The sequence below is a fragment of the Neorhizobium sp. PAMB6630 genome (assembly GCF_058242775.1).
Genome location: NZ_CM177836.1, coordinates 1756799 through 1782184, shown reverse-complemented (window position 1 = coordinate 1782184; position 25386 = coordinate 1756799). Strand labels below are relative to the sequence as shown.

Genomic DNA, 25386 nt, shown 5'->3' with positions numbered 1-25386 from the left:
TGCAGGCTGGTTTTGCCGGCCACAGCCGGGCGGCGCCCGCCCTTTCGGGCAGCGTTTCTGGTTGTCGTTTTTTGAATTGGCCTCGGATGCCCTGCCGTTCCGGCCCGATCATCTCAGGCCGGTTTCGGATCCATGGCGGTTTCGCCGGGAGGTGCGGTCAGTGCCGTCGGCGGCTTCCTGGAACGTGGCCGGCCCGCCGCATCGCTTCGCGACGGGTGTCACTCGGAGAACAGCCGAACCGCGTGCGGTAATGCCGGCAGAACTGCGACTGGTCGGCAAACCCCCAGCGATAAGCGATTTCGGCGATGGTCGCGGTGTTGGTGACCGCCATCAGATCCTCGGCACAATGATCGAGGCGACTGTCGCGGATGAACCCGTTGATCGATTTCTGGCTGTCCTGGAAAAGCCCCTGAAGATACCGCAGCGAGATGCCGCCTGCCTCCGCCACCGCCTGCGGCCCGAGGCTGACATTCTTCAGGTTATCGCGGATATATTGCTCGGCCCGGTGCAGATGGCCCGCCCGGATCGACGATACGCTGCTGTCGAGCACACGGTCGTCACTGACGATGGAGAGGCAGAGCATTTCGAGAATGTGCCGGCCGGTCATTTCCCGGGCGGCCTCCGACAGTTCGCCGATACGGCCGATCGTCGAGCGGACTGTATCGAGAAAAAGAGCCGCAACCCCTTGCGTCGCATCAAAACTGAGCGCGCTCAGGCGTTCTGTCGAGCCGATCCGCGAGCGGACGCTGGCGGACGGCACCTTCAGCACCCAGAGTGCGTTCGGCCGTCCATGCCAGAATTCGTAGGGCGCATCGCCCCGCTCCACAAGAAACCCGCCCGGATTGCAGCGAACGCTGCGGGAGCCTTGCGAAAAATTCACCTCGCTGACCTCCGGAATGGTGATCAGCAGGCTGGCATCCCGCTCGTTGAGGAAATGCCGGCGGTGACGCCGATAGGCGACGGCATCGCATTGCATCTTCGAGACACCGGCAAGGCCAAGCGACCAGGTTTCCAGCACACCGGTGAATTCGCGGCGGTTGCGATATTCCGTATCGAGCGGAAAATAGGTTTCGGTGACTGCGGCCTGCCAGGCATCTCCGCCGGACGGGCCGCCGATATTATCGACGACGTATCTCATTCCTCGATCCCCTGTCGCCGGGCTTGCCGGTCTCTTCTTGTTGAGATGAGAATACAGCAAATCCGGTGCCGGTATTGGCAAAAAACGCATAAAACCTAGCCGTCAGGCGGGGCAGTTTGTGCGCGCAGGTCCAATGCAGTTCGTCAGGACGCGACGAAAAGGTGATGTTGGCGTGGCCCGTCCCCAGGATAAAGCCATCGCCTTTACGTGAGGAGATTGTCGGCCCAGCGCGGATGGATATGAGGATGGGACAGCATCGGCTCCATGCCGGAAACCAGTGCCAAGGTCTTTGGCGCCGTCAGCGGCAGTTGCTGCACCCGTTTGCCCGTCGCATTGGCAATGGCGCAGGCCATGGTCGCACCGCCATTCATGATCGCGACTTCGGCAATACCCTTGGTGCCCAAAGGTCCGCAGGACGGGGCGCCTTCGTAAAGGTCGATCTCGACATCCACCGCATGCTGCGCCAGCGGCAGGTGGTAGGTCTCGAAACCGTTCTGTTCAATCCCGCCATCGGCGCCGATGGTGATCTCTTCGTGGATGCCGTAGCCGATGCCCTGCATGACGGCCCCCTGGATCTGGCCGCGCACGGCACGCGGGTTGATGGCCCGCCCGACATCCTGCACGACCCGGTAGGCCAGCACGTCTGTCTCGCCGGTCTCGGGATCAACGGCGACTTCCGCCTCGTGGACGATGAAAACGGGCATGTCCATGGCATCAAAGAAATGTCCGGCCGTGCATCCCGGCATTCCCTTGGCAATGCCTGGAGCGGTAAACGCGCCGGAACCGGAAATCGGGCCCTTGGTCTGCATGGCGCGGCCGACCACGGCTTCGATGGAGGTGCCAGAACCCGGCCGCCCCTTGATCTCGACCCGTCCCTCCCGAAGCGTCAGCTGGTCGGGGCTGGTCTGCAGCAGTTCCGATGCCGTCTCGAACAGCTTTTCACGCACAACGGCACAGGCAGCGGTAGCCGCTGCCCCCATGGAAACGACGGTGCGGCCGCCACCGGTGCCCATATCGTAACCGGCAGCGTCGGTATCGGCGGCCTTCACAATGACCTTGGACGGATCGATGCCGAGATTGGCGGCAACGATCTGCGGAACGCCTTGCGTGATCGAGCCGGAGCCGATCTCGACGCTTGCGGTGATCAGAGTGACCGATCCATCCGCATTGAGATTGATCGTCGCGGACGACGGGCCAACAAAGATATTCCAGGTGCCGACGGTCGTTGCCATGCCGTAAAGCCGCTTGCCGGCCAGATGTTTCTTCGGTCCAGCCTTGGCGCGCAAAGCCTCCATCCGCTCCAGCATGGGGCCTAAAACGTCGCCCTCGAAGACTTGGCCGGTGGAGCCGAGATCCTTGTCGCGCAGCACGTTGCGCTTTCGAAAGACCATCGGATCCATGCCGGTCGCCTTGCAGATTTCCTCTGTGTGGCGCTCCAGCGCAAAGGCGTTATACGCGCCGTTGCAGGAGCGGAAGGCGCCGTTCGGCGGCGTGTTGGTATAAACGACGCGGGTCAGGAACCGCGCCGAGCCCAGCCGGTAGCTGGCGCCGAGCGTATGCGCGGTCATGGTCGAGAGGAATACCTGCTCGCCGCTATAGGCACCGGCATCCATCAGCACCACCGCCTCTCGTCCGGCAATGTCGCCTTCGGGGGTGATTGCAGAACGGATCCAGATATCGGCGTTCTCCCGGCAGAGACAGGTGGTCGTTTCCTCCTCCCGGGTATTGACCAGCGAGACGGAACGTCCGGTCTTCTTTGCAAGGATCGCGGCCATCGGCTCGATGGAGGTGTCGAACTTCAGACCGAATGCACCGCCGACCGGCGGCACGGTGACCCGCACCTGCGACGGATGGACGCCCAGCACGCGCGCCGTGATTTCCCGCACCGACCAGGGCACCTGGGTCGAGGTGACGATGTGGAACCGCTCGTCCTCGTAGGAGGCGACCGCACCGCGCGGCTCAAACGGGAAATGGCTTTGCCGCCCGACACGGAATGCGCTTTCAATGATGGTCACGTCCGGCCGCAGGAAGGCGGCGTCAACGTCACCGCGGACCACCGTGGCTTCCCAGGCGACATTGCCGCCACGCGGCACACCGTCGATCAGCGCCTCGTAAGCCTTCACCTGCGGATGGATGAGCGGCGCGCCTGGCGCAAGCGCCTCCTCCATGGTCACGGCAAGCGGCGTTTCCTCCAGTTCCACCACCACGAGATCTGCGGCAGCCCGTGCGATCGCCAGTGTATCGGCGGCAATCGCGCAGATCGGCTCGCCCTTGTAGCGGATGCGGTCGCTGGCAAACAGCGGCTGGTCGCTGAGGCCGACACCGTGCAGGCCGGGTGCATCGGCAGCCGTTGCGATGGCCCGCACGCCGCGCAGTTTTGCGGCTGAAGACACATCGATGCGCAGGATTTTTGCCGAGCCGACAGTGGAGCGTACTGTCACCGCACGCAGGACATCGCTCGCTGCCATGTCGACCATATAACGGGTGCGGCCCGTCACCTTGTCGCGGCCGTCGCGCCGTGGCATGTCCATGACGGCAGTTTGGGGATCAACCTTCATGTTCATCGGCTGGCAACCTCTTCCGGGATGATACTGGGCGCGGTTATCGAAAGAACCGCATCGATGATCCGCTCATAACCGGTGCAGCGACAGATATTGCCGGCAAGCGCCTGCTTGACGTCTTCACGTGTCGGGACAGCAGTGTGTTCGAGAAAATCGGTCAGCGTCACCACCATGCCCGGAAAGCACATGCCGCACTGCACGACGTCGTACTCCAGAAACGCGCGCTGGATCCCGTTTGGCTCGCCGGCCGGCGAAAGCCCCTCGATCGTGACCACCCGCGCGCCCTCCAGCATGCCGATCGGCCTCTGGCAGGAAGGAACCGCCTCCCCATTGATCATCACCGTGCAGGCGCCGCAGAAGCCGGCGCGACAGACACTTTTGGTGCCAGTCATGCGCAAACTGTCGCGCAGCACATCGAGAAGCGGGGTACGCGGATCCCCGGAAAATTCCCGGTCCTCGTGGTTGAGACTGAACTTGACCGTCATGTCCGCGTCTCCATGGCGATGTGTTCGAAGGCGCGCCGCACCAGGGCGGGAAGCACCTGCAGCCGATACCAGCCGGGCGCGTCGAGGCCCGAAACCGGGGTGAACTCATCGGCGAGTTCGCGGGCGATCTCCGCCATATCAGGCGGATCGGGGCGGCGGCCGAGCGCCTGCGCCTCGAACCTCAGCCACCGCCGCGCATCGGCCTCGACGGCGCCGACCGCCAGGCGCAGTTCGGACAGGCAGCCGCTTTCGTCCAGTGTGAGGGCGAGGCTTACGATACAGACCGGATAGTCGCGGTCCGGCGTGCGGGCATGCGCCGTCAGCCAGCGGCCGCGTCGAAAGTCGACATGGGTGACGATATATGGTGCCGGTTCGCGGCGGCGCGCCATGAACGCGTCCATGTCGAACGCGCTGCGGCCATCGGCGTCCAGCACGCCGACACGGGCATCAAGGCACATCAGGGTCGGGATGAGGTCGGCATTTGCAAACCCGGTGGAACAGAGATTGCCGCCGAGCGTCGCCAGCCGCCGGATGCCGGGATTGGCGGAGTGGCCGGTCGCGATCTTCAGCGCGGCGAGATCACCGGCATCGGCGGCAATGGCGCGCGCGATCCGGTCATGGGTCGCCATGGCGCCGATCCGGCAATGGCCATCGCCAAACTCAACGCCTTGCAGTTCCGGGATCCGATGGAGGGCGATGAGATGGGGGGCCAGAACTTCGCCACGCGTATGGCCCCGCATGATCCAGGTGGCACCGGCGACGAGGCGGCCTGAACCGTTGCTTGCCACGAGAAGAGCCAGCGCCTCCTCCGCAGTCTGCGGGGACATGAGCCCCGTATTCTGAACGGTAAAGCCGGCATTGTCTGTCATGCGGAACGTCCCTGCCACTGTCGGAACGGGAGTATTCCACCGCAGGGCCACCGGTTCATGGTGTTTTGCGCCCAAGTTTTCGGAGGTATGCGGCCTGCCGCTTGAGAGGACGATTTGTTTGGACAGGTCGGCCACCCTCCGCTAATCTTTACCCGGCTACAGTGGCTCGACCAAGACATCTGCGGTTCGGGCGTTGCCAGGAAGGCTGTTGTGCATGGCATCGTCTGCGATACAGCATTTGTCTGCGACCGGCCTGCAGCAATGGGCGCGGGCGATTTCGTCCACCTATTTCGCGCTGGATACGCTGAGTTCCGAACCGTCCAGTTTCAGAGGGCGCCTCGACATCTGCCCGCTCGGTGTCATCGACCTCACGCAGATCCGCAGCAGCAGCGTTCTTTATCGCCGCACGCCCAATCATGTGCGCGATGAGCAGGAAAGCGCGCTGCTGATCACGGTTCCATCCCAGTCGGAAATCGAGTTCCGGCAGTTTTCGCGCCAGGCAAAATGCGGGCCTGGCAGCTTCGTCATCGAGCGCAGCGATGCTCCTTACGAGTTCACCCAGAAACAGGGCGACGTGATGACGGTCGTCAGGGTGCCTTATGCGCATCTGGCCGCACGCATCGGCAACCTGCATCGGTTCGTGGCGCTGACGGTCGATGCACGCCAGGGTGTCGCCTCCTATTTCCTCTCCAGCCTACGTCATGCGGCGCACCATCTGCCGTTGCTCGACGACACCGCGCGTGATGCGGTCGGTTCGCATCTTCTGGAATTGCTCAGCATCGCGATGACCGAGGACGAGCGTTTCCTGGAGAGCAAAAGCAGCACAACACAGGTCGCGCATCTCCACCGGGCCGAGGACTATATCCGCCGCAATCTGAGGGATCCCGACCTTTCGCCACAAAAGGTCGCAGAGGCCTGCGGCCTGTCGCTGCGATACCTGCAGCGGATATTCTGCGATGCGCAGCAGACGGTCAGCGGCTACATCCGCGACTGCCGGCTCGCCCGCTGTAATGAGGACCTGAAGAAAGCGGGACCGAGAGAAACGATCGCGGTCATCGCCTATCGCTGGGGTTTTGCCGACCAGGCGCAGTTTGGCCGTCACTACCGGGATCATTACGGCTGCACGCCCCGGCAAACCCGCAACCTGAGGCCTTAGAGACCATCCATCGATAGCGGGCGTGCCGGTAGCTTCCTCATCCGGGCCATGCGCTTGATCCTGTCGCGCCCGGTCGCAATTCCCGCATCCGGAATGCCAAACGTCGATGCGACGGTCCCGTCACCGTTGAGGTAAAGCGCCTTGAAGCCCATCGGGTCAGCGATCAGCGCCGAGATCACGTCCTCTATTCCAGGAGTGAGCCGAGGCTTTGTTTCACTGCCGGACAGGGCATTTTCTCTGTGATGTTTTCACATCGGATTGAGAATGGGCTCAAGACGCTTGGCCGCATCAAGCAGGTGTTTGTCGGCAAAACGCGTGGCAATCAGCGTGACGCCAATCGGCAATGTGGGATGGCCGAGCGGCACCGGCATATTGAGGCAGGGAACGCCGAGAAGGGTCCAGGACGCGTTAAAGACCGGGTCGCCCGGGCGGCGTCCGGCTGGTGCGAAACCCGGTGCGCTTGGCGCGATCAGAATGTCGAAATCCTGCATGTACGCGTCAAATGCGATGCGTCCCAGCGCCATCGCATCATAGGCCTGCGCAAGCTCTCGCAGGCTGGAGCCATCGCGATTTTCGACCCGGTGGTGGAAATCATCATGGAGGGTTTTTCCATCGCGCCGGGCCAGATTGCGAAAGGACGCCTGCCCTTCCCGATGCAGGATCACGCGGTGGTGGCTGTCGAGCGCTTCGAACCCGGCAGGCAGATCAATGGCCTGCACCGAATGGCCCTCCCTCTCAAGCCGCTCCTTCGACAGGTCGAGAGCCGCAAGGCTTTCCGGCGCCAGGCGGTCGCGATAAGGCCCAGCCGTGATCGCGATCCTCAGCTGACCCGGCAAATCCGACGATACCAGCGTTTCATCGAGGCCGAGCACCGAGGCCAGCAAAGCCACATCGTCTACCGAGCGGCCGTACCAGCCGACAGTGTCGAAACTCTGCGCATAGATCTTTGCCCCTTCGCGGCTCACCCGTCCGAAGCTCGGCTTGAAACCGATAATGCCGCAAAAGGACGCCGGGCGGATCGTCGAGCCGCCCGTCTGTGTTGCCAGTGCCAGCGGCACATGCATGTCTGCAACGGCGGCCGCCGAGCCGGCAGACGAACCGCCCGGTGTATGCGCGAGGTCATGCGGATTACCGGTTCTGGCATCACGGCCGGCGGCGGCGAACTCTGTGGTATCCGTCTTGCCGAGAATGATGGCGCCTTCGCTGCGCAGAAGATCGACCACAGCGGCATCGGCAGCGGGCCGAAACCCCTCATAAAGCGGCGAGTTGTGCGCCGTCGGAAGATCGAATGTATCGAAGACATCCTTCACGCCGATCGGCAGGCCGTGAAGTTTTCCGCGCTCGGCCAGAGGCACGGCGTCGGCTTGGTCTGCCTGTTCAAGCGCCGTGTCGCTGAGCGCAAGCCAGGCGCGGACGTCAGGATCCCGCTTGCCGATCCGTGCAAGGCAGGCCGCAACGAGGTCCCGCGCGGTCAATCGTCCCTCGGCCATCCGGCCCAAGGCTTCCGTCGCTGTCAGCGCGGCTGGATCCAGGTTGATCGGCGACAGAACGGTCATGCCGCATCCTCCCCGGGCATCATCCGATGAAAGTCCGTCACCTCCTGAAATGCGCGCCCCAGAAGCAGGCAGAGCGCATCTCCGCCGGGATGGCCGACAATCTGGATGCCTGTTGGCAAGCCAAAGCGGCCAACACCTGATGGCAGCATCAGGGCTGGAAGCCCCGTCACATCAAAGATCATGGTGTTGCGAGAGATGATGGATTGAAAAGCATGGGGCTGTCCGTCGACATCCACGGTCAGATTGTCGAGATCACCAGCTTCGCCACCCAGTCCCGGCGTGACGATGGCATCGACCTCACCCATGGCCGACAGAAACGTTTCGAGTGCCACGACCCGGCGCTGCAGGGCCTCGCCATAGTCTCTGGCCGAAAAGCCAAGCCCGTTTTTCAGGCGATGCAGGAGGCCGGGATCGAAAAGTTCGGCGCGATCAAGGCGTGCCGCGTGAAGGCTTGCCAGTTCGCTCTGCAAAATGACCCAGCCGGCCTCATGCAACGGTTCAATATTGATGGGCGCAAGCGGCACCAGACGACAGCCGAGAGCCTCCAATTGCCGCAAGGCGGATTGCCAGTTGTCGAGCACATGCTGATCCACCGTTTCGGTGAACCAGTTGACCGGCACGCCGAGCCTGAGGCCCTCAACGGAGCCCTCAACGGATCCCTTATCCAACAGCGCCGCCAATTGCCTAACAAGCCGCCCTGCCCCGTCCCGGATCATGAAGGGCAGAACGCGGGCAATGTCTTCCGCCGAGCGTGCCATGGGGCCGACATGATCGAGTGTCCACGAAAGCGGCGCAACGCCCTGCCGTGAGACCAGTTCGCGGGTGGGCTTCAACCCAGTGGTGCCGCACCAGCAGGAGGGCACGCGGATGGAACCGCCGGTATCCGTGCCGAGTGCAAGCGGAATCAGCCGCGCAGCAAGCGCTGCACCGGACCCTGTTGAAGACCCGCCCGTCCAGCGACTGCGGTCATGCGGATTGGTGACCGGGCCGAAACGCGGATTGTGCGGCGACCCGGCGGCAAATTCCGTGGTCGCGGTCATGGCAAAGGGAATGGCACCGGCGGCACGCAAGGCGGAGACCGCCGACGCATCGATAGACGCCACACGGTCACCCGTGAAGTGGGAACCGGAGGTGACGACGGCTCCAGCGACATCGATGATATCCTTGACGCCGAAGGGAATGCCTTCGAGCGGCCGCGCACGACCCTCCGCTAGACGCCGATCGCTGTCTCGCGCAGCCTCTTCAGCGCCGGGCACGAAGCGGAGAACGGCTTCTCCTCCCGTCCGCGTGGTTGCAATGCGGGCCTTGAGTTCTCCCAAAAGCTGAGAAGGACGCAAACTGCCGCTGGCATAGGCCGAGAGCAGTTCCGTCACCCCGGCGGCAAAGGCAGGCCCCTCCAGCGGAGCAGACGCCCGCGGCAGAGCCACGGAACCCGTGTCCGCATCCGATGTCGCCGCATCCCAATGGATGCGATCGACACGCGTCGGGTCGGCCAGCGTCATCGGATCGAACGAGACCCCCGCTTGTTGGCGAGGATCATCGAACGGCGCCGGGAAAGCGGCCTTCACGTCATTCCGCCGCGATCTGGGTGGATGTGCGGCTTGCCATCAGCGGCTGGATGCGCTCACCGAACTGGTCGAGCCCCAACAGGAAGTCGTCGAAGGTCAGCATGATGCCTTTGGTGCCCTCGACGTCGGCAGCCTCATCCAGCATGCGCGCGACCTTCGCATAGGAGCCGACCAGCGTGCCCATGTTGAAGTTGACCGCACCTTCCGGGAGGTTGATGTGTTTGGCGGTCGAATTGGCGTCCGCCGATGCATCCTTGCTGCCCTGGTCGGCCATCCATGCGAGCGCATCGACATCGGCACCCTCGCGATACGTCTGCCACTTCGCCTCGGCCAGCTCATCCGTCTCGTCGGCAATCACCATGAAGAGAACATAAGCACCCACGTCGCGGCCGGTCTTTGCCGCCGCATCGAGGAGCGTCCGGTTGTTCGGGGCATAGGCGGTCGGCGTGTTGATGCCAGAGCCCATGACGAAATTGTAATCGGCATATTCGGCCGCAAATGCCATGCCGCGCGGGCTTTGACCGGCCGCGACGATCTCGATCTTGTTCGCAGGCATCGGCTTCATCATGCAGTCCTTCATGGTGAAGTGCTTGCCCTCGAAGCTGCAGCTGCCGTTCGCCCACAGCTCCTTCATGATGTGGACGTATTCGGTCGAATAATCGTAGCGATAACCGAAATAATCATTGCCCGGCCAGATGCCCATCTGGTCGTATTCCGCCATCTGCCAGCCGGACACGATGTTCACGCCGAAGCGGCCGGGCGCCACGCTGTCGATGGTGGTTGCCATGCGCGCGACGATCGCCGGCGGCAGGGTGAGGACGGCGGTGGAGGCGAAGAGCTTGATACGCTCGGTGACAGCGGCCAAGCTCGCCATCAGGGTAAAGCTCTCCAGATTGTAATCCCAGAATTCAGCCTTGCCGCCAAAACCACGCAGCTTGATCATCGAGAGTGCGAAATCGAGGCCGTATTTTTCCGCTTTCTGGACGATCTGCTTGTTCAGCTCAAAGCTCGGCATGTATTGCGGCGATGCCGTCGAGATCAGCCAGCCGTTGTTTCCGATAGGAATGAAGACACCGATATCCATGTGGTTCCCCTTTTTGTATGACCTACACGCAAGCAGTATGTACGAACTAATGCAAAATTTTCTGAGGCTGTCCAGACAAAAATGCCCTAAGTTTAGCCTTGCATATTTTTCGATCATCCGCCGAAAACACGCGCAGGGAAAATTGCCGATCAACCGTTCAAACGGTTGCGCGCTGAGCAATCGGGGCACACGAAGGCACCACCGGCACCCGGAGGCACCGGCAGTTCGGGTCGGTCGGCAAAGCAGAAACGAGAGGCTCAGCTCTCGGCGCGAAGCGTCGTGGTAAAGGTGAAACGTTCGGCGGGAAGCACCTGGAAAGCGTATTCGAGAAGCCGTCGCCCCGAACCGAAGTAGCGCCGCGTGACAACAAGGGCGAGATCGCCGGCCTTCACATCCAGCCTGGCTGCAACCTCGGCGTCAAGAATCATCGGGCGAATATCCTGCTGGATCTCCTGGATCTTTTCGCCCGTATACTGCTCGATGTAATGGAAAATGGCACTGCGCGCGACCGTGATATCCTTCACGGCAGGCGCCAGTTTGGCGTCCACATAGACCTCGTTCCAGGAGAATGGCCGACTGCGATTGCCGGAATAACGAATACCGGCCATGTGGAGGAACTTGCGCCCCGGACGGCAGCCCAGTTCGACGGCAAGCTTGCCCTGCGCGGAAATCTCTTCCTTGGTGTCGATAACGAATTCCGTCTCGGCCGCAATCTCGAAAAGCTCCGAGCGCGAATGGGCAATGAAGCGGTTCTTTTCCGGATCAAATCCCGCCTCGACCCGCGTGCCAACTCCCTTGCGGGCGGAAAGGCGCCCCTTGTTGCGCAGCGTGGCAATGGCCTGCCGGACCGTCTGCCGGCTGACGCCCAGCGCAGCGGCGATCTCGTTTTCCGTCGGAAGAAGCGAGCCGACCGAAAACTCTCCGTCGCTGATCCGGCTCTCCAGATGATGGGCGACCTGCAGGTAAAGCGGCGCCGTGTCCACCTCCGGCTTCCAGTCCATGCGCTTCTGATCCAAGCTCGACACCCCGATCGGCACAACGCCGAGTTCCTCTTGTCCGTGTTTCAACCGTCTTTCCAGTCAAAAGGCAAACGAAATCCGGGGGATTATGCCGTACAACCGCGGCGACTTGCAGACTTCGCGCAAATCAATTAGTACGTACTTATTCTAGACTCTCTTCCCGGGACAGCGACACCATGTCGGACTTCATTGCCGGAGAAGCCTCGCCTGCGCGACGCGCCTCCTCGCTCACCCAGACACTCCTTGCAGCCACGTTGATCCAGATCGTCGCGACAGCCAGCGTTCTGGCGCTGACCGCCATCGCACCGACGGTTGCGGCCGACCTCGACATCGGCGCCTACTGGATCGGTTATCAGATCAGCCTGATCTATTTCTCCGGCATGTTTTCCTCGGCCGTTGCCGGCACACTCGTGCAGCGCTTCGGCCCGGTGCGGATCGAGCAGGTCGCACTGGCCTGCTGCGCCCTCGGCTTCCTGGGGATCGCCAGCGCCAAGATCCCGCTGATCATTGCCGCTTCGTTTTTTATCGGCATCGGTTACGGTCTGAACAATCCGGCCTCTTCGGAAATGCTCAGCCGCGTCACCCCCTTCAACAGGCGAAACATCGTCTTTTCGCTGAAACAATCCGGCGTGCCGCTGGGCGGCATCCTGGCAAGTTTTGCCTTTCCGTTCCTCACCCGTTTCTTCGATTGGCACATCGCACTTCTGATTGGAGCCGTCGCACCACTCCTCACCATGGGGCTTCTGGCTGCGACGCATGCCGCAGAGCCGGTCAATCCGGCACCAAGGCGGTCACTTATGAAGGGTCTTGCCGAGGAACAGTCGATCATCTGGAAAAACCCGCGATTGCGGGCGCTTTCCGGCTTGGGTTTCGCCTATTCGGCCATGCAGCTTTCCGTCTCCGCCTTTGCCGTCGTGACGCTGGCGCATGACGCCGGTTGGTCGCTTCTGTCGGCCGGTTCCGTCGCAGCAGCCATGCAGCTTGCCGGCGCCGTCGGCCGCATCTTCTGGGGCGTCGTTGCCGATCGGATCGGCGGCGGGTTCAAGACGCTGGCTTTGCTCGGCCTGCTCGGCGGCACCGGTTATGCGCTGCTGTTCTGGCTGACGGATCTGCCGACAGTGGCGCAGGTCATCCTGTTCGTCGCCATGGGCGCGGTGACCATCGGCTGGAACGGGGTCCTGCTGGCGGAGGTCGCCCATAATGCACCGGAGGGGCGGGTCGGCTCGATCACCGGCGGCGTTCTGGTCTATACCTTCATCGGCGTCATCGTGGGCCCTTCGACCTTCGGCAGCGTTTATGCGCTCACCGGCCATTACGGCGCCAGCTTCATGGCATTCTCGCTCTTCGGTTTTGCAGGGCTCATTGTCGCCTGGCGCGCCCACAAGGCCAGCCGCTAATCACTGCCTTCCATTTGTACTGACATAGTACGCAGCATCCCTGATGCTGCGTTGCGAAGCATGGGCAAATCTCGACCCAGCGCCCGGCACGCGCCTATGGCGTAAGCGCCCTGCTGGCAGGCCTTTTGGCATTCGCTCAATAAATGTGCAGTGCAAAAAATTAGGCAAAATCGAGTTGACCTGATCTCGATTATGTACGTACATTACCTGTCGGCGGTTAAGGGAACCGCAATCATCGACACCGGGAAACCCGGGTCGCAGACAGGGGAACGTCGATCATGCGCCGCATTCTTGCCAGTTCGCTTTTGGCCGCCGCCACACTCGCGGTCGCCTCCATGCCAGCCGCCGCAGATCCGATGGCCGATGCCAGGGCCATTATCGCGGCGCACCGCGCCATGCCGGTCTTTGCCCCTCCCGGCGAGCCCTTCGATGCCAAGGCCTGCATGGCGAACAAAAAGGTTCTGTCGATCCCGATTTCGATGACAATCCCGTTCAATGTGGAACTTCAAAAGGCCATGGCGTCGGCGGCCGCCGAAGTGGGCTTCACCTACACCACCTGGGACAACCAGCTGAAGATCGACCAGTGGGTTCAGGGCATCTCGCAGGCCATCAGCCAGAAATACGACGTGGTGGACCTTGCGGGCGGCCTCAATCCCGAAGTGCTGGGACCGCAGTTGTCCGAGGCCCGTGCGGCCGGCCTGAAGATCAGCACCACGCACTTCTACGACGTCACACAACCTGCCATCAAAAGCGTCGACTACTCCGGCAAGGTCGATTTTACCGGCGCCGGCAAGCTTTTGGCAGCCTGGGCTTATGAGCAGACCAAAGGCAAACCGAACGTGCTGATCATCGGCTCCTCCGACGTTCTTCCGTCCATCCCCTTCGTGAAGTCGATCCAGGATCAGCTGAAAGCGCTTTGCCCTGATTGCAAGCAGAAGCACCTCGATGTCCCAGTCTCCGAATGGGCGACCAAGATCCAGTCGGGCACGCAGTCGGCCCTGCTCGCCGACCCGTCGATCAACTACATCCTGCCGATCTATGATTCCATGTCGCAGTTCGTCGTTCCAGCCCTGCGCATCACGGGTTCCGAAGGGGCCGTGAAGGTTGCAAGCTTCAACGGCACACCGTTCGTGCTCGACATGATCCGCCAGGGGCAGGTCGAGATGGATATCGGCGAAAGCCTCGGCTGGGCGGGGTATGCGGCAATCGACAACATCATGCGCATGCTCTGCGGCAAGCCGGAAGTGGCCAAGCTCAACGTGCCCCTTCTCGTCTTCGACAAGGACAATATCAAGACCGCCGGTGTCCCTGCCAATTTCAACGACGGGTACGGCGACGCCCATCTCGACGGTTTCCGCAAGCTCTGGATGCTGAAGTAGCCCAACGAGACCGGGAGCCGCGCGATGACCGAAAATGCCGTGCTCAGGATGAACAATATTCGCATGCGGTTCGGGAGCTATTATGCGCTGAAGGGCGTATCGCTCTCTATCCGCCGCGGCGAAGTGTTCGGCCTGCTGGGCCAGAACGGTTCCGGCAAATCGACGATGATCAAAGTTCTCGCCGGTTTCCATCAGCCCGAAGAGGGCAGCGAAGTGGTCCTCTGGGGCCAGGCACTGCCCCTTCCTCTCGATCCGATGGATATCAAGAAACGCGGCGTCGCCTTCGTTCACCAGCATCTCGGCCTTGTCCCTTCGCTGTCCGTCCTTGAGAACATGCGCGTGACGGCACTTGGGCAGAAAAGACCCTGGGGCGTGAACTGGAAGCGGGAAGCGCAGGCGATTTCGAGCCTCTTTGCCGAGTTCGGCCTCGACATCGACCCTTATGCGACTATTGCCAGCCTGCCCCCGGTCGAGCGTGCCTTCGTTGCCATCATCAGAGCCTTCGAGGACCTGCGTGCCTCCGATGCCGGCCATGGCGGCGAAGGCATCCTGGTGCTCGACGAGCCAACGCCCTTCCTTCCGGCGCAAGACGTTCAGCGGCTCTTCACGCTGATCCGCTCCATCGTCAAAACCGGCGCCTCCGTGGTGATCGTCACCCACGATATCGATGAGGTGCGCGATATCACCGACCGTGTCGCCGTGCTGCGTGACGGCGAACTCATCGACATCCTCGACACAAAAACAGCCGAGCGCCAGTCCATTCTCGATACGATCGTCGGCACGCGCATCGATCATTTTCAAAAGGATCGCATGGCGACGGAGGGCATTCCCGCTGCCGTGCGTGTCCGCGATCTCAGCGACGGCACGTCGCCCGGTTTCGACTTCGAGATCCGTGAGGGGGAGACGCTTGGGGTAACCGGCCTGATCGGCTCGGGTTTCGCATCGCTGCCATATCTGCTTTATGGCGCGTTCAGAGGATCCGGCACGATCTCGATCGACGGCCAGACCGTGGCCCTCTCCGCCATCACCCCCCGTCTGGCGCAAAAACTTGGCATCGCCTTTCTGCCGGGTGACCGGCTGGGATCTGCCGGCATTGGCAGCCTGTCGGTGACGGACAATATCACCCTCCCGGTTCTGGATGGGCTGCTCAAACCTTATGGGCTCGATCGTCGCCGGATGGTGAGGGAGGCAGGCCGCCTCGGCCAGGCTTACGACGTGCGCCCCCAGGACCCGCAATTGCCGCTCAGCTCGCTCTCGGGTGGCAACCAGCAGAAGGTTCTTCTGGCCAAGTGGCTTCAGGTCAAGCCAAAGCTGCTGATGCTCGACGAGCCGACGCAGGGCGTGGATTTCGGCGCCCGCCAGCAAATCTTCCAGGCGCTCGACCGGGCGGCAGCACAGGGCACGGCCATCCTCTGCGCCTCCACCGACAACGAACAGCTCGAGCAGATCTGCGACCGGATCATCGTTTTCTCCCGTGGGCGCCCGGTCATCATGCTCAAGGGGGCAGAGATCTCCCGCAAATCCATCACCGAAGCCTGTTTCCACAGCCATGAAGCGGAGGTTGCAGAATGACAACGCTCGACCTGACAACGACAAAACCCCTCCCAAAGGCCAAAAGCCGCTTTACGCTGAAGACAGAGGCCGAACGCTTCGCGCTCGTTGCTGCCTGGCTGCTGCTGATCGCCATCTTCGGATTTCTGATGCCGGATTCCTTCCTGAGCTGGCGCAGTTTCTCCACCCTGTTCGGCTCTCAGGCCATCCTCGTCGTCCTCACGCTTGCGATCATCATTCCGCTGACCTCCGGTGACTTCGACCTGTCGGGCGCCTCCACGCTCACCATGAGCTGCATGCTGATCGCGGTCTTGAACGTGAAACTCGGCTGGCCGATCGTCCCGGTGATTGTCGTGGCGCTTGCAAGCGGCATCGTCATCGGCGCGGCCAATGCGGTCTTTGTGCTTTATTTCCGCATCCATTCGCTGATCGTGACACTCGGCATCGGCACCTTCGTCAACGGGCTGATCCTCTGGGTCAGCAATAGCCAGACGATCTCAGGCGTCTCCATGGATCTCGTCGAGTGGGTGATCATCAACCGCTTCCTCGGCATCCCGCTTGCCTTCTTTTATGCCATGATCCTGGCGGCGATCCTCTGGTATGCGCTCGAATACACGATCCCCGGACGCAAGCTGCTTTTTGTCGGGCGCGGTCGCGAGGTTTCACGGCTGAGTGGCATTGATGTCGACCGGGTGCGCGCCACCTCCTTCATCCTCTCCGGCCTGATCTCGGCCTTCGCCGGCGTGCTTTATGCCGGCATGACCGGGTCCGCCGATCCGCTGTCGGGCTTGAACCTTCTGCTGCCGGCCTTCGCGGCTGCCTTCCTGGGCGCCACGACTATTTCTCCGGGGCGGTTCAACGCCTTCGGCGCCGTGATCAGCGTCTATTTTCTCGTCACCGGCATTACCGGGCTGACAATGCTGGGCGCCGATGCCTATGTGCAGAACCTGTTTTATGGCGGCGCGCTCGTTATCGCTGTCTCGCTCAGCCAGCTGGTCCGCAACCGGCAACCACAGGATTTCAGCTGATGGATATCGAAGACGTCATGAAGGCGCTCTCGCAAGCGTATTGGGGCCGCCCGGCGATTGATCCGGAACTCGTCGCCATGGTCGGCGAAATGCGCCGGGATTCTGCTGCAATCGCCGCATCTCCCGAAGGTCAGCAGGGCGCTCTGTTTAACCTTGAACCGGCAGCCTTCGACCGGATCCTGCAGACGGAGGCAGACCGATGAGCCTTGATAACCCCGGTTCACTTGCGCAAGCGGCAGCCGCCGTCAAGGCGCGGCGCATCAGTGCCGTGGAGCTGACGAAGGCGGCGCTCGATCGCGCCAGATCAAGCCATGAGCGGCTGAACGCCTTCATCGACATTGAAGAGGAAACAGCCTTGCAGGCGGCCCATCGCGCGGATGAGGCGCTGGCACGCGGCGAGGCAGCGAGTGTCCTTCACGGCGTTCCGCTCGCCCACAAGGACATGTACGACCGCAAGGGATTCGTCACCGGCTGCGGCTCGAAGATACGCGCAACCCATAGGGCTGCGGAAACCTCGACCGTGATGCAGCGGCTTGAAGTGGCCGGTGCGGTGTCAATCGGGCGGCTCAACATGAGCGAATTTGCCATGGGGCCCACCGGCCACAACTTTCATCACGGCCGGGCGCTCAATCCGATTGATCCGGCGCGGATTACCGGCGGCTCCTCCTCCGGCAGCGGATCGGCCGTCGGCGGTGGTGTGGTGCTGGCCGCACTCGGCTCCGACACCGGCGGCTCCATTCGCCTGCCGGCCGCCTGTTGCGGCGTCGTGGGCATCAAGCCGACCCAGGGCCGTGTCAGCCGCCATGGTGTCATGCCCCTCTCCTTTTCGCAGGATTGTGTCGGCCCCCTCGCCCGCAGCGTCGATGATGCCTATCTCCTCCTCCAGCTCATCGCCGGACCGGACGGGCGCGATACCACATGCGTGACCGCTCCGCCTCCTGCCGCCCTGACGGATGACGTTTCGACACTGCGGGTCGGAATTCTCGGCGGGCTTTTTGAGACCGGGCTCGACGCGGTCGTTTGTGCGGCACTGGAGACAACCGCGCACGTCTTGTCGAAAGAGGTGGCGACGCTTGCGAGGATCAAGGGCACCGAAATGCCGTCCATCGCCGAACTCGCCAATGTCATTGCCATGGCCGAGGCCGGCACGGTCCATTTCGACTGGATGCGGGAGCGACCGGAAGATTACGGCCCGCAGATCCGCATGCGGCTGTCGCAGTCGCTGGCGATCCCGGCACCGATCTATCTGCGGGCGCTGCAGATCCGGGCGACCATGCTCCAGGCCTTTCTCGATGAAACCTTTGCCAAGGTCGATGTTCTGATTGCACCCGCAATGCCCTTCCTCCCGCCGCTGTCAAGCGAGGTCGACATCGGTGCGAGCCCCAAGATGAACGCCGTGGTGAGCGCCCTGACATCCTTTACCCGGCCGTTCAGTTTTTTCGGCCTGCCCGTCGTGACACTGCCGGTTGCCGCCTCTCCCGAGGGCCTGCCGATTGCCATGCAAATCATCGCAAGACCCTGGCGGGAGGATCAGGCGGCAAGCGTCGCACGCCGGCTGGAGCAGATCCTCGCACTGCCGGCCTTTGCATCATCGCTGCCGCCGCGAACGGCGGCATGAGCGAACTGACAGCAAGATTATCCGCAAGCCTGAAAGGATGACCACGATGAACAGCGTTGCAAATTTTGCACAACCGGTGGACGCCGTTCCCCCGATCGCCCGCGAGGCCTTCCGCAACGCCATGGCGAAAATGGGCGCGGCGGTCAACATCATCACGACCGATGGCCCGGCCGGCCGCGCCGGTTTTGCCGCAACGGCGGTCTGTAGCGTCACCGACAGTCCCGCCACCCTGTTGATCTGCCTGAACCGCACGGCATCGGTCTTCGATGCGGTGATCGGTAACGGCGTGATCTGCGTCAACGTCCTTGCCTCTGCCCACGAGGATCTCTCCAATCTCTTCGGCGGCAAGACATCGGTCGACGCGCGTTTTGCAGCCGCCGAATGGCGTCAGGGCAAAAGCGGTACGCCCGTGCTCTGTGATGCCCTGGTCTCGTTCGAGTGCCGCATCAGCGCGGAAGCGGATGTCGGCACGCATCGTGTTCTCTATTGCACGGTGGAAGAGATCCATGATGGCAGCGATGCCGAGGCACTGATCTACTTTCAGAGAGCCTATCGTCGCGTCGGCGGTTGAGCCCGTGTCGTGGTGTCAGCCGGCAGCGCCCACCGCCAATCCAGAACGAACGGGCGCTGGTCGATAACTGGCAAATCACCATCTTGGGGTGGCGACCGTGACCTTGCCGGAAAGCCCGTATCCTCTGACCGTTGGGCTTGCGCAACGGAGCCACGACCGGCAGCCTGTTGCATCACGCAGATGGGCACGCTCCAGGTGGATTAAGCCCGAATTCGTCGTATGATCCTCCATCACACGACGGGGACCAAAATGCATTTTCTCGTAACCGATACGGACGCCGGTACCGACATCGCGGCCATCGGCAGCAATCTTTCCGCCTTCAATGAACAGGATGTCGGCGCTTCCGAGCGGCGGATACTCGGCGTTCTCGTGAAATCCGATGCGGGTGTGCTGATGGCGGGGCTCAGCGGCTATACCGCCTGGGGATGGCTTTATATTCAATGGTTGTGGGTTCACGACGATCTTCGGGGCCAGAAAATGGCAGCGCGGATGCTCGACGCGGCCGAAGACGAGGCCCGCAAGCGGGGTTGCCGTGCGGCCTGGATCGACACGTTCAATCCGGTCGCGGAAAAAGCCTATACCCGCCAGGGCTATACGGTCTTCGGCGAACTGCCCGATTTTCCGCTCGGGCGCAGCCGGAAGTTTTTGCAAAAACAGCTTTGAGGCGAGGCTGGCCTATCCAGCCAGCATGCCGCCGGTCATCGGTTCCTGTGCGCCGGTGGTGCTGGGAAAACTGATCGGCAGGCCGCGCAGCACCCGGACAGCGAGGAAGGCAAAACACTCCGCCTCCACCGCATCGCCCCGCCAGCCGAGCGTTTCGGCCGGCAGAACTTCTACCCGGGCGCGTTCTGCCAGCATCTCCATCAGCACCGGATTGTGCCGGCCGCCACCGCTCACGAACACTTTTGCCGGACGCTGCGGCAGGAGATCGAGCCCCTTGCCGACGGCGCTTGCGGTAAAGGCCGTCAGGGTCGCTGCACCGTCCTCGGCATTGAGGCCCTCGGCCATGGCTGCGCCAAAATCGAAACGGTCGAGCGATTTCGGATAGGCGGTGTGGAGATACGGATGCTCCAGCAGGCGCTTCAGGCGGGGCTCGTCCACCTGCCCTTGCCGCGCCAGCGCCCCGTCGCGGTCCATCTCGCCCAGACCGTGGGCTTTGACGAAATCATTGATCGGCGCATTGGCCGGCCCCGTGTCGAAGGCAACCAGCTGACCCTTGCCATCGCTCCAGGTGATGTTGGCGACACCACCGAGATTGAGGATGGCCGCCTCGCCTTCCTCTGCAGCACTTTTGAGAAGGGCAGCATGATAGACGGCGGCGAGCGGTGCGCCCTGCCCGCCGGCTGCCACATCGGCGCTTCGAAAATCATAGGCGACCTTGACGCCGAGCAGGCTTGCCATCAGGGCGCCGTCGCCCAGCTGGCGGGTCGCGCCGATGCGGCCGGGCTTTGGTGCCCGGTGCAGCACGGTCTGGCCGTGGAAACCGACGACGCCGATATCCGCCATCGCAAGCCCGGCCTCCTCCACCAGAGCGCGTACCGCATCCGACTGCGCCCGCGTCAACGCCTCTTCCGCTTCGGAAAAGATGGCAGGCTCCGGCCCGTCGAAATTCCAGCGCCGAGCCTGCTGCAGCGTTTCCTCCAGAAGATCGCGCACCGGCTGGCCATAGGGCGCCAGCGTATAGAGGCCAAAACGCTCTACCGTCTCGCCATCGGTCTTCAGAAGGGCAACGTCGATATTGCCGTCCAGCACGGTTCCCGTCATCAAGCCCACGGCCCAGATTGGCTGCATCGTTTTTCTCCCTCAGAACGTGTTGACGGCGTCGCCGACGGCCGCGCGCAAGGTAAAAATGCCGCTGTCGACATGGCGCGTCGGATGAACGCGATTGGTCAAAAGCGTCCAGGCGCGGCCACGGTCGAAATCGATCCAGAGACCGGTGCCCGTAAAGCCGGTATGCCCGATGACGGAGCCGTTGCAAAGGTGTCCACCCGACCAGCCCTCGTAAGGCCGCTCCCAGCCGTGGGTGCGTTTCTCCGACAGCGGTTGGCGCATGAGACGCACAACCGGATCCCCCGCCGCATCGCCGTCCAGCAGGCCGGCTGCAAAATCCAGCACGGCATCCACCGTGCCGAACAGCCCGGCGTGACCCGACCCTTGCAGCGCCGCACAATTTTCGTCATGCACTTCGCCGCAGAGCACGCGCCCGCGCCAGGTGCAGTGCTCGGTCGCAGCCGTCATCTCCGGCGGCGCGGAAAAGGCAAAACCCGGCCCGGCGTCCATGGCGCGGATGCTTTTGCCCTCGATCCGCTCCAGCGCAATGCCAAGCAGGATATAGTTGATGTCGGAATAGACCGCAGGCCCTTTTCGCCACTCCCGCTGCAGCACGAAGGCGCGCAAGCGGTCGGGGTCGTCGCCATAGGTATAGATCGGCTCGACGGCGGGAAACGGCGTCTGGTGGCCAAGGCACTGGCGAAAGGTGACGACGCGCTCCCAGCAGTCGGGCGCATACTGGCGAAAATCCGGAATAACGGAGGTAATCGGCGCATCGAGATCAATGCGCCCATCTGTCGCCAGTGCCAGAATGCGCGGCACGGTGAAGGCGACTTTTGAGAGCGAGGCGAGATCGAACCACGTGTCCAAGGTCATCGGCCGCTCGCCGCCAACCTTCTGCGCAAGACCGACAGCGCGCGTGATCCGGCCGTGGCTGAGGTCGTGCATGCCAAGCACGCAGCCCGGAATGAACCCGCCGGCAATAGACTGATCGACTAGAGCGAAGGCGCTTTCGAAAGGCTGCTCAAGCGCGCGGGATCGATCAACGGTGGGCTGCGGCATGGCTCTTTTCCTCGCGATCATCGGCTTCGATACGCACCTGATGGTCTTTTCCGCAGGTCCGCCAGAGCGTTTGCGTCGGTTCATAACCCGGGGGCCGAAGAAGTGTCGGGATATCGGCGGTGTCGAGTTTAAAAATCTCGCGCCGGCGCTCCATGGTGGGAACGGCGGCAATGAGACGGCGGGTATAGGCATGCTGCGGCGATGAAAGCACCGCCTCTGCTGCCCCGATTTCCACGATCCGCCCGGCATAAAGCACCGCAACCCGGTGCGCGATCCGCTCCACCACCGCCATGTCGTGGGACACGAAGAGGTAGGCAAGCTTCATCTCGTTCTGGAGATCGATGAGGAGATCGAGCACCTTGGCCTGCACGGACACGTCAAGCGCAGACACTGCCTCATCCAGCACCAGAACGGCGGGATTGACCATCAGCGCGCGGGCAATGCAGAGGCGCTGCCGCTGGCCGCCGGAAAATTCGTGCGCATAACGCCTGATGCTGTCGACCGGCAGGCCGACGCGATCGAGAAGCCGTGCCATGCGTGCGCGCACCGCATCGTCCACCCGCTCGCCAGAAGCCCGCACCGGCTCGGCCAGCAGGCTTTCCACGTCAAGACGCGGGTTGAGCGAAGCATAAGGGTTCTGGAACACCATCTGCACGGGCTTGCGCCGGTTGCCGGTCCGCTCGTCCACGACGGCAAACGTGCCGCGATGCGGCTTGACGAGACCGAGAAGCGCGCGTGCCGTGGTGGATTTTCCCGATCCGCTTTCACCTACGATGGCAAGCGTTTCGCCCGGCATCACATCAAAATCGACGTTTTCGACCGCATGGATGGCGCCGATGGACCGGCGCAGCAGGCCGGCGGTTGTGGGAAAACGCACCGTCATGCCCTCCACCTTAAGGGTTGCTGGCGTTGCGGTCTTGTCTGTGCGGTCGTGGTCACGCCTGACATGGCGGCCGCCGGAAAAATGCGGCACGGCCTTCAGGAGATGCCGTGTATACGGATGGTCCGGCTGGTCGAGAATGCGGTCGAGCGGCCCCTGTTCCACAACCTCGCCGGACTGCATCACCATCACCCGGTCGGCAATGCCGGCGACCAGCCCCATATCATGGGTGATGAAGATCAGGCCCGTGCCGGTCTCGCGGCGAAGTTCTGCCAGCAGCGCCATGATCTGTGCCTGGACGCTGACATCGAGGGCCGTGGTCGGCTCGTCGGCGATCAGCAGGCGCGGATTGGTGGCAAGCGCCATGGCAATCATCACACGCTGCAACATGCCGCCGGAAAGCTGGTGGGGATAATATTTCAGACGTCGTGCCGCATCGGGAATGCGCACCCTGTCGAGCGCTTCAAGTGTTGCAGCACGCGCCGCCGATCCAGAAAGACCGCGCTGCAGCTTGAAGGCTTCGGCAATCTGCTCGCCAATCGTCAGCACCGGGTTGAGCGACGTCATCGGCTCCTGAAAAATCATGCCGATCTCGCCGCCGCGGATCTTTTCCATGCGCCGGTCGCTGGCCCTGGCGAGATCGATCACTTCGCCGCCGGCGGTCAGAAAGTCCATCCGCCCGTCCAGAATGCGCCCGCCGCCATAATCGACCAGCCGGTTGATCGACAGCGCCGTCACCGATTTTCCCGAGCCGCTTTCGCCGACGATGGCGAGTGTCTCGCCGGCATCCAGTTCGAAATCGACACCATGAACGACCGCGCGCATCTGGTCGCCGCGACCAAAGCCTACCTTCAGGCCCGAGACGGAAAGAAGCTTGGTCATGCAACCACCCTTCGCATGCGCGGATCGAGAATGTCGCGCAGGGCATCGCCCAGGAGATTGAAGCCGAGAATGCCGAGCATCACGGCGATGGCTGGGAAGACCAGCAGCCACGGCGCCATTTCCATGAGGCTGACGCTATCAGCCAGCATCAGGCCGAGCGAGGAATTGGGCGGCTGCGTGCCGAGCCCGAGGAAGCTGAGGCCCGATTCCGTCAGCAGCGACCAGGCGAGCGCCAGCGTGACCTGAACGGTCAGCGGCGCGACGAGGTTCAACAGCAGGTGGCGGGTGAGGATATAGGTGGAGGAACTGCCGAAACTGCGCGCCGCATCAACGAAATCGCGCGTCTTGATTGAGAGCGCCGGCCCGCGCACGACACGGGTGAAGATCGGCGTGTAAACGAAGGCGATGGCCAAAATGCTGGTGAATGTGCCGGGTCCAACGACGGCGATGAACAGAAGCGCCAGAAGAATGGCCGGAAAGGCCAGAAGCACATCCATGCAGCGCATGACCAGGCCATCCCAGAGATGGCCGAACCAGGCAGCGGTGAGCCCCAGCAGGGTGCCGATCGCAGCGGCAAGCCCGACCGAGGAAAAGGCGACCATAAAGGATTGCCCGATGCCGATCATCAGCCGGCTCAGCACGTCACGGCCGAACATGTCGGTGCCCATCCAGTGGGCAAAAGTCGGGCCTTGCAGGCGCTCGATGCGGAACTGCTTTAGCGGATCATAAGGGGTCAGACCCGCCTGCGCGAGAAGCGCCACGATGATGTAAACCAGCACGATGGCTGCGCCGATGCGGCCGCTCGGATGGCGCAGCAGCCCATGGAGAAAGGCCTTCATGAGCGTCCTCCCAGCCGGATGCGCGGATCAAGCAGCACATAGGTGAGATCGACCAGCAGGTTCACCACCATGAAATTCAGCGCCACGAACAGCACGCTTCCCTGCACCAGCGCATAATCGCGCTGGAGAATGGCATCGAGCACGAGACGGCCAAGGCCGGGCAGCGCAAAGATCTGCTCCACCAGCACCGCCCCGCCGAGGAGATACCCGAACTCGACGCCGCTCAACGTCACGACCGGGATCAGCGCATTGGGAAGCGCATGGCGCCAGATCACGCGGCCCTTCGGCGCGCCTTTGCTGCGGGCGGTGCGCACATAATCATCGCCCAGCACATCGAGCACGGCGGAGCGGGAGATGCGGGTGACCGAGGCGGTGAAGGAAAGGCCAAGCGTCATCGCCGGCAGGATCAGCTGAGACAGGTTGCCGAGCGGATCTTGCGAAAACGGCACAAACTCGCCCATGGAAGGCAGAATGCCAAAGCCGGCCGACAGGACATAGATGATCAGCAGGCCGATAACGAAGCTTGGGGTCGACTGGCCGATCATGGCAAAGATGCGCACGGCAAGATCCGAGCGTTTTTCATTGCGGGTGGCCGCAAAGACGCCGAGCGGCAGCCCGACGCCAAGGGCAATGATCATGGCGAGAACCGCAAGCTCCAGCGTCAGCGGAAACCGTTCGAGGATCACCGTCAGGACCGGCTTGCCATAGGTGACGGAGACACCGAGATTGCCGGAAAAGACGCCGCCGATCCAGCGCCCGTACTGGCTGAACCAGCCCTGGTCGAGACCGAAATAGACCGCCAGAGACTGGCGCTGCTCGGGTGTCAGAAGCCCCGCTTCCGTGCCGAGCATGGCCGTGATGGAATCGCCCGGAACGAGGCGGATCGCCACGAAGACCAGAACCGAGACGCCGAACATCACCAGCGGAAAGGTGACGAGGCGCCGTATCAGGTAATTCATGGCTTTCCGCCCCG

23 protein-coding genes are annotated in these 25386 nt (G+C 62.6%); 9 read left to right on the top strand and 14 right to left on the bottom strand.

Features of this window, described 5'->3' with window-relative positions; translation table 11 throughout:
• Nucleotides 1–157: 157 nt before the first annotated feature.
• From AC4CWF_RS08405 to AC4CWF_RS08390, 4 genes are all read right to left on the bottom strand, one after another.
• Complete coding sequence (locus AC4CWF_RS08405; RefSeq protein ID WP_491284846.1) at nucleotides 158–1138, bottom strand: AraC-like ligand-binding domain-containing protein; 981 nt, start codon at nucleotides 1136–1138, stop codon at nucleotides 158–160.
• A gap of 203 nt (nucleotides 1139–1341) precedes the next feature.
• Nucleotides 1342–3702 carry a xanthine dehydrogenase family protein molybdopterin-binding subunit gene (locus AC4CWF_RS08400; RefSeq protein WP_491284845.1) on the bottom strand — a complete coding sequence of 787 codons (2361 nt, stop codon included), beginning with the start codon at nucleotides 3700–3702 and terminating at the stop codon, nucleotides 1342–1344.
• Nucleotides 3699–4184, bottom strand: coding sequence for a (2Fe-2S)-binding protein (locus AC4CWF_RS08395; RefSeq protein WP_491284843.1), 486 nt, complete (start codon nucleotides 4182–4184; stop codon nucleotides 3699–3701). The genes AC4CWF_RS08400 and AC4CWF_RS08395 overlap by 4 nt, the downstream gene beginning before the upstream one ends.
• On the bottom strand, nucleotides 4181–5053 hold the full coding sequence (locus tag AC4CWF_RS08390) for an FAD binding domain-containing protein (RefSeq protein ID WP_491284841.1): 873 nt from the start codon (nucleotides 5051–5053) through the stop codon (nucleotides 4181–4183). The genes AC4CWF_RS08395 and AC4CWF_RS08390 overlap by 4 nt, the downstream gene beginning before the upstream one ends.
• A 214-nt stretch (nucleotides 5054–5267) precedes the next feature.
• Here AC4CWF_RS08390 and AC4CWF_RS08385 point away from each other — a divergent pair, with 214 nt between their 5' ends.
• Entirely contained in the window at nucleotides 5268–6209 is a 942-nt protein-coding gene (locus tag AC4CWF_RS08385; protein WP_491284839.1) for an AraC-like ligand-binding domain-containing protein, read from the top strand.
• Here the strand turns inward: AC4CWF_RS08385 and AC4CWF_RS08380 are convergent.
• The 5 genes from AC4CWF_RS08380 to AC4CWF_RS08360 all read right to left on the bottom strand — a co-directional run bounded on the left by AC4CWF_RS08380 (nucleotide 6206) and on the right by AC4CWF_RS08360 (nucleotide 11484).
• Complete coding sequence (locus AC4CWF_RS08380; protein WP_491284837.1) at nucleotides 6206–6388, bottom strand: hypothetical protein; 183 nt, start codon at nucleotides 6386–6388, stop codon at nucleotides 6206–6208. The genes AC4CWF_RS08385 and AC4CWF_RS08380 overlap by 4 nt on opposite strands.
• A gap of 69 nt (nucleotides 6389–6457) precedes the next feature.
• Entirely contained in the window at nucleotides 6458–7765 is a 1308-nt protein-coding gene (locus AC4CWF_RS08375; protein WP_491284835.1) for an amidase, read from the bottom strand.
• On the bottom strand, nucleotides 7762–9333 hold the full coding sequence (locus AC4CWF_RS08370) for an amidase (RefSeq protein ID WP_491284834.1): 1572 nt from the start codon (nucleotides 9331–9333) through the stop codon (nucleotides 7762–7764). The genes AC4CWF_RS08375 and AC4CWF_RS08370 overlap by 4 nt, the downstream gene beginning before the upstream one ends.
• Before the next feature lies 1 nt (nucleotide 9334).
• Nucleotides 9335–10417, bottom strand: a complete 1083-nt coding sequence (gene rutA, locus AC4CWF_RS08365) for a pyrimidine utilization protein A (protein WP_491284832.1) — start codon at nucleotides 10415–10417, stop codon at nucleotides 9335–9337.
• 257 nt (nucleotides 10418–10674) lie between these two features.
• Entirely contained in the window at nucleotides 10675–11484 is an 810-nt protein-coding gene (locus AC4CWF_RS08360) for a GntR family transcriptional regulator (protein WP_491284829.1), read from the bottom strand.
• A gap of 128 nt (nucleotides 11485–11612) precedes the next feature.
• On the opposite strand from AC4CWF_RS08360, the gene AC4CWF_RS08355 reads away from it, so the two are divergent.
• From AC4CWF_RS08355 to AC4CWF_RS08320, 8 genes are all read left to right on the top strand, one after another.
• Nucleotides 11613–12833, top strand: a complete 1221-nt coding sequence (locus AC4CWF_RS08355) for an MFS transporter (protein ID WP_491284827.1) — start codon at nucleotides 11613–11615, stop codon at nucleotides 12831–12833.
• A gap of 278 nt (nucleotides 12834–13111) precedes the next feature.
• Nucleotides 13112–14212 (top strand): sugar ABC transporter substrate-binding protein, encoded by a 1101-nt coding sequence (locus AC4CWF_RS08350; protein WP_491284825.1) that lies wholly within the window; start codon nucleotides 13112–13114, stop codon nucleotides 14210–14212.
• Nucleotides 14213–14236: 24 nt separating this feature from the next.
• A complete protein-coding gene (locus tag AC4CWF_RS08345; protein WP_491284823.1) occupies nucleotides 14237–15784 on the top strand; it encodes a sugar ABC transporter ATP-binding protein in 1548 nt (515 codons plus the stop codon).
• Nucleotides 15781–16791 (top strand): ABC transporter permease, encoded by a 1011-nt coding sequence (locus AC4CWF_RS08340; protein WP_491284821.1) that lies wholly within the window; start codon nucleotides 15781–15783, stop codon nucleotides 16789–16791. Before AC4CWF_RS08345 ends, AC4CWF_RS08340 begins: the two co-directional genes overlap by 4 nt.
• Nucleotides 16791–16994, top strand: coding sequence for a hypothetical protein (locus tag AC4CWF_RS08335; protein WP_491284820.1), 204 nt, complete (start codon nucleotides 16791–16793; stop codon nucleotides 16992–16994). The genes AC4CWF_RS08340 and AC4CWF_RS08335 overlap by 1 nt, the downstream gene beginning before the upstream one ends.
• Nucleotides 16991–18409 carry an amidase gene (locus AC4CWF_RS08330; RefSeq protein WP_491284818.1) on the top strand — a complete coding sequence of 473 codons (1419 nt, stop codon included), beginning with the start codon at nucleotides 16991–16993 and terminating at the stop codon, nucleotides 18407–18409. The genes AC4CWF_RS08335 and AC4CWF_RS08330 overlap by 4 nt, the downstream gene beginning before the upstream one ends.
• Nucleotides 18410–18455: 46 nt before the next feature.
• The gene (locus AC4CWF_RS08325) at nucleotides 18456–18980 is read left to right on the top strand and encodes a flavin reductase (RefSeq protein WP_491284814.1); all 525 of its coding nucleotides are present in this window, start codon (nucleotides 18456–18458) and stop codon (nucleotides 18978–18980) included.
• A gap of 249 nt (nucleotides 18981–19229) precedes the next feature.
• Nucleotides 19230–19643, top strand: a complete 414-nt coding sequence (locus AC4CWF_RS08320) for a GNAT family N-acetyltransferase (RefSeq protein ID WP_491284812.1) — start codon at nucleotides 19230–19232, stop codon at nucleotides 19641–19643.
• Between the two features lie 12 nt (nucleotides 19644–19655).
• On the opposite strand, the gene AC4CWF_RS08315 is transcribed toward AC4CWF_RS08320, so the two are convergent.
• From AC4CWF_RS08315 to AC4CWF_RS08295, 5 genes are read right to left on the bottom strand one after another with little or no spacing between them, the layout of a single operon-like run.
• Nucleotides 19656–20771 carry an anhydro-N-acetylmuramic acid kinase gene (locus tag AC4CWF_RS08315; RefSeq protein ID WP_491284810.1) on the bottom strand — a complete coding sequence of 372 codons (1116 nt, stop codon included), beginning with the start codon at nucleotides 20769–20771 and terminating at the stop codon, nucleotides 19656–19658.
• Nucleotides 20772–20783: 12 nt separating this feature from the next.
• The gene (locus AC4CWF_RS08310; RefSeq protein ID WP_491284808.1) at nucleotides 20784–21812 is read right to left on the bottom strand and encodes a serine hydrolase domain-containing protein; all 1029 of its coding nucleotides are present in this window, start codon (nucleotides 21810–21812) and stop codon (nucleotides 20784–20786) included.
• Complete coding sequence (locus AC4CWF_RS08305; protein WP_491284807.1) at nucleotides 21793–23574, bottom strand: ABC transporter ATP-binding protein; 1782 nt, start codon at nucleotides 23572–23574, stop codon at nucleotides 21793–21795. The genes AC4CWF_RS08310 and AC4CWF_RS08305 overlap by 20 nt, the downstream gene beginning before the upstream one ends.
• The gene (locus AC4CWF_RS08300; protein ID WP_491284805.1) at nucleotides 23571–24413 is read right to left on the bottom strand and encodes an ABC transporter permease; all 843 of its coding nucleotides are present in this window, start codon (nucleotides 24411–24413) and stop codon (nucleotides 23571–23573) included. Before AC4CWF_RS08300 ends, AC4CWF_RS08305 begins: the two co-directional genes overlap by 4 nt.
• Nucleotides 24410–25372 carry an ABC transporter permease gene (locus AC4CWF_RS08295; protein ID WP_491284802.1) on the bottom strand — a complete coding sequence of 321 codons (963 nt, stop codon included), beginning with the start codon at nucleotides 25370–25372 and terminating at the stop codon, nucleotides 24410–24412. The genes AC4CWF_RS08300 and AC4CWF_RS08295 overlap by 4 nt, the downstream gene beginning before the upstream one ends.
• Nucleotides 25373–25386 lie beyond the last annotated feature (14 nt).

What these genes read in the sequence shown, in the direction of transcription:
- AC4CWF_RS08400 (WP_491284845.1), bottom strand. Translation starts at nt 3,702, where the DNA reads ATGAACATGAAGGTTGATCCCCAAACTGCCGTCATGGACATGCCACGG.
- AC4CWF_RS08390 (WP_491284841.1), bottom strand. Translation starts at nt 5,053, where the DNA reads ATGACAGACAATGCCGGCTTTACCGTTCAGAATACGGGGCTCATGTCC.
- AC4CWF_RS08375 (WP_491284835.1), bottom strand. Translation starts at nt 7,765, where the DNA reads ATGACCGTTCTGTCGCCGATCAACCTGGATCCAGCCGCGCTGACAGCG.
- AC4CWF_RS08350 (WP_491284825.1), top strand. Translation starts at nt 13,112, where the DNA reads ATGCGCCGCATTCTTGCCAGTTCGCTTTTGGCCGCCGCCACACTCGCG.
- AC4CWF_RS08385 (WP_491284839.1), top strand. Translation starts at nt 5,268, where the DNA reads ATGGCATCGTCTGCGATACAGCATTTGTCTGCGACCGGCCTGCAGCAA.
- AC4CWF_RS08395 (WP_491284843.1), bottom strand. Translation starts at nt 4,184, where the DNA reads ATGACGGTCAAGTTCAGTCTCAACCACGAGGACCGGGAATTTTCCGGG.
- AC4CWF_RS08405 (WP_491284846.1), bottom strand. Translation starts at nt 1,138, where the DNA reads ATGAGATACGTCGTCGATAATATCGGCGGCCCGTCCGGCGGAGATGCC.
- AC4CWF_RS08315 (WP_491284810.1), bottom strand. Translation starts at nt 20,771, where the DNA reads ATGCAGCCAATCTGGGCCGTGGGCTTGATGACGGGAACCGTGCTGGAC.
- AC4CWF_RS08310 (WP_491284808.1), bottom strand. Translation starts at nt 21,812, where the DNA reads ATGCCGCAGCCCACCGTTGATCGATCCCGCGCGCTTGAGCAGCCTTTC.
- AC4CWF_RS08340 (WP_491284821.1), top strand. Translation starts at nt 15,781, where the DNA reads ATGACAACGCTCGACCTGACAACGACAAAACCCCTCCCAAAGGCCAAA.
- AC4CWF_RS08330 (WP_491284818.1), top strand. Translation starts at nt 16,991, where the DNA reads ATGAGCCTTGATAACCCCGGTTCACTTGCGCAAGCGGCAGCCGCCGTC.
- AC4CWF_RS08335 (WP_491284820.1), top strand. Translation starts at nt 16,791, where the DNA reads ATGGATATCGAAGACGTCATGAAGGCGCTCTCGCAAGCGTATTGGGGC.
- AC4CWF_RS08320 (WP_491284812.1), top strand. Translation starts at nt 19,230, where the DNA reads ATGCATTTTCTCGTAACCGATACGGACGCCGGTACCGACATCGCGGCC.
- AC4CWF_RS08300 (WP_491284805.1), bottom strand. Translation starts at nt 24,413, where the DNA reads ATGAAGGCCTTTCTCCATGGGCTGCTGCGCCATCCGAGCGGCCGCATC.
- AC4CWF_RS08325 (WP_491284814.1), top strand. Translation starts at nt 18,456, where the DNA reads ATGAACAGCGTTGCAAATTTTGCACAACCGGTGGACGCCGTTCCCCCG.
- AC4CWF_RS08295 (WP_491284802.1), bottom strand. Translation starts at nt 25,372, where the DNA reads ATGAATTACCTGATACGGCGCCTCGTCACCTTTCCGCTGGTGATGTTC.
- AC4CWF_RS08345 (WP_491284823.1), top strand. Translation starts at nt 14,237, where the DNA reads ATGACCGAAAATGCCGTGCTCAGGATGAACAATATTCGCATGCGGTTC.
- rutA (WP_491284832.1), bottom strand. Translation starts at nt 10,417, where the DNA reads ATGGATATCGGTGTCTTCATTCCTATCGGAAACAACGGCTGGCTGATC.
- AC4CWF_RS08305 (WP_491284807.1), bottom strand. Translation starts at nt 23,574, where the DNA reads ATGACCAAGCTTCTTTCCGTCTCGGGCCTGAAGGTAGGCTTTGGTCGC.
- AC4CWF_RS08355 (WP_491284827.1), top strand. Translation starts at nt 11,613, where the DNA reads ATGTCGGACTTCATTGCCGGAGAAGCCTCGCCTGCGCGACGCGCCTCC.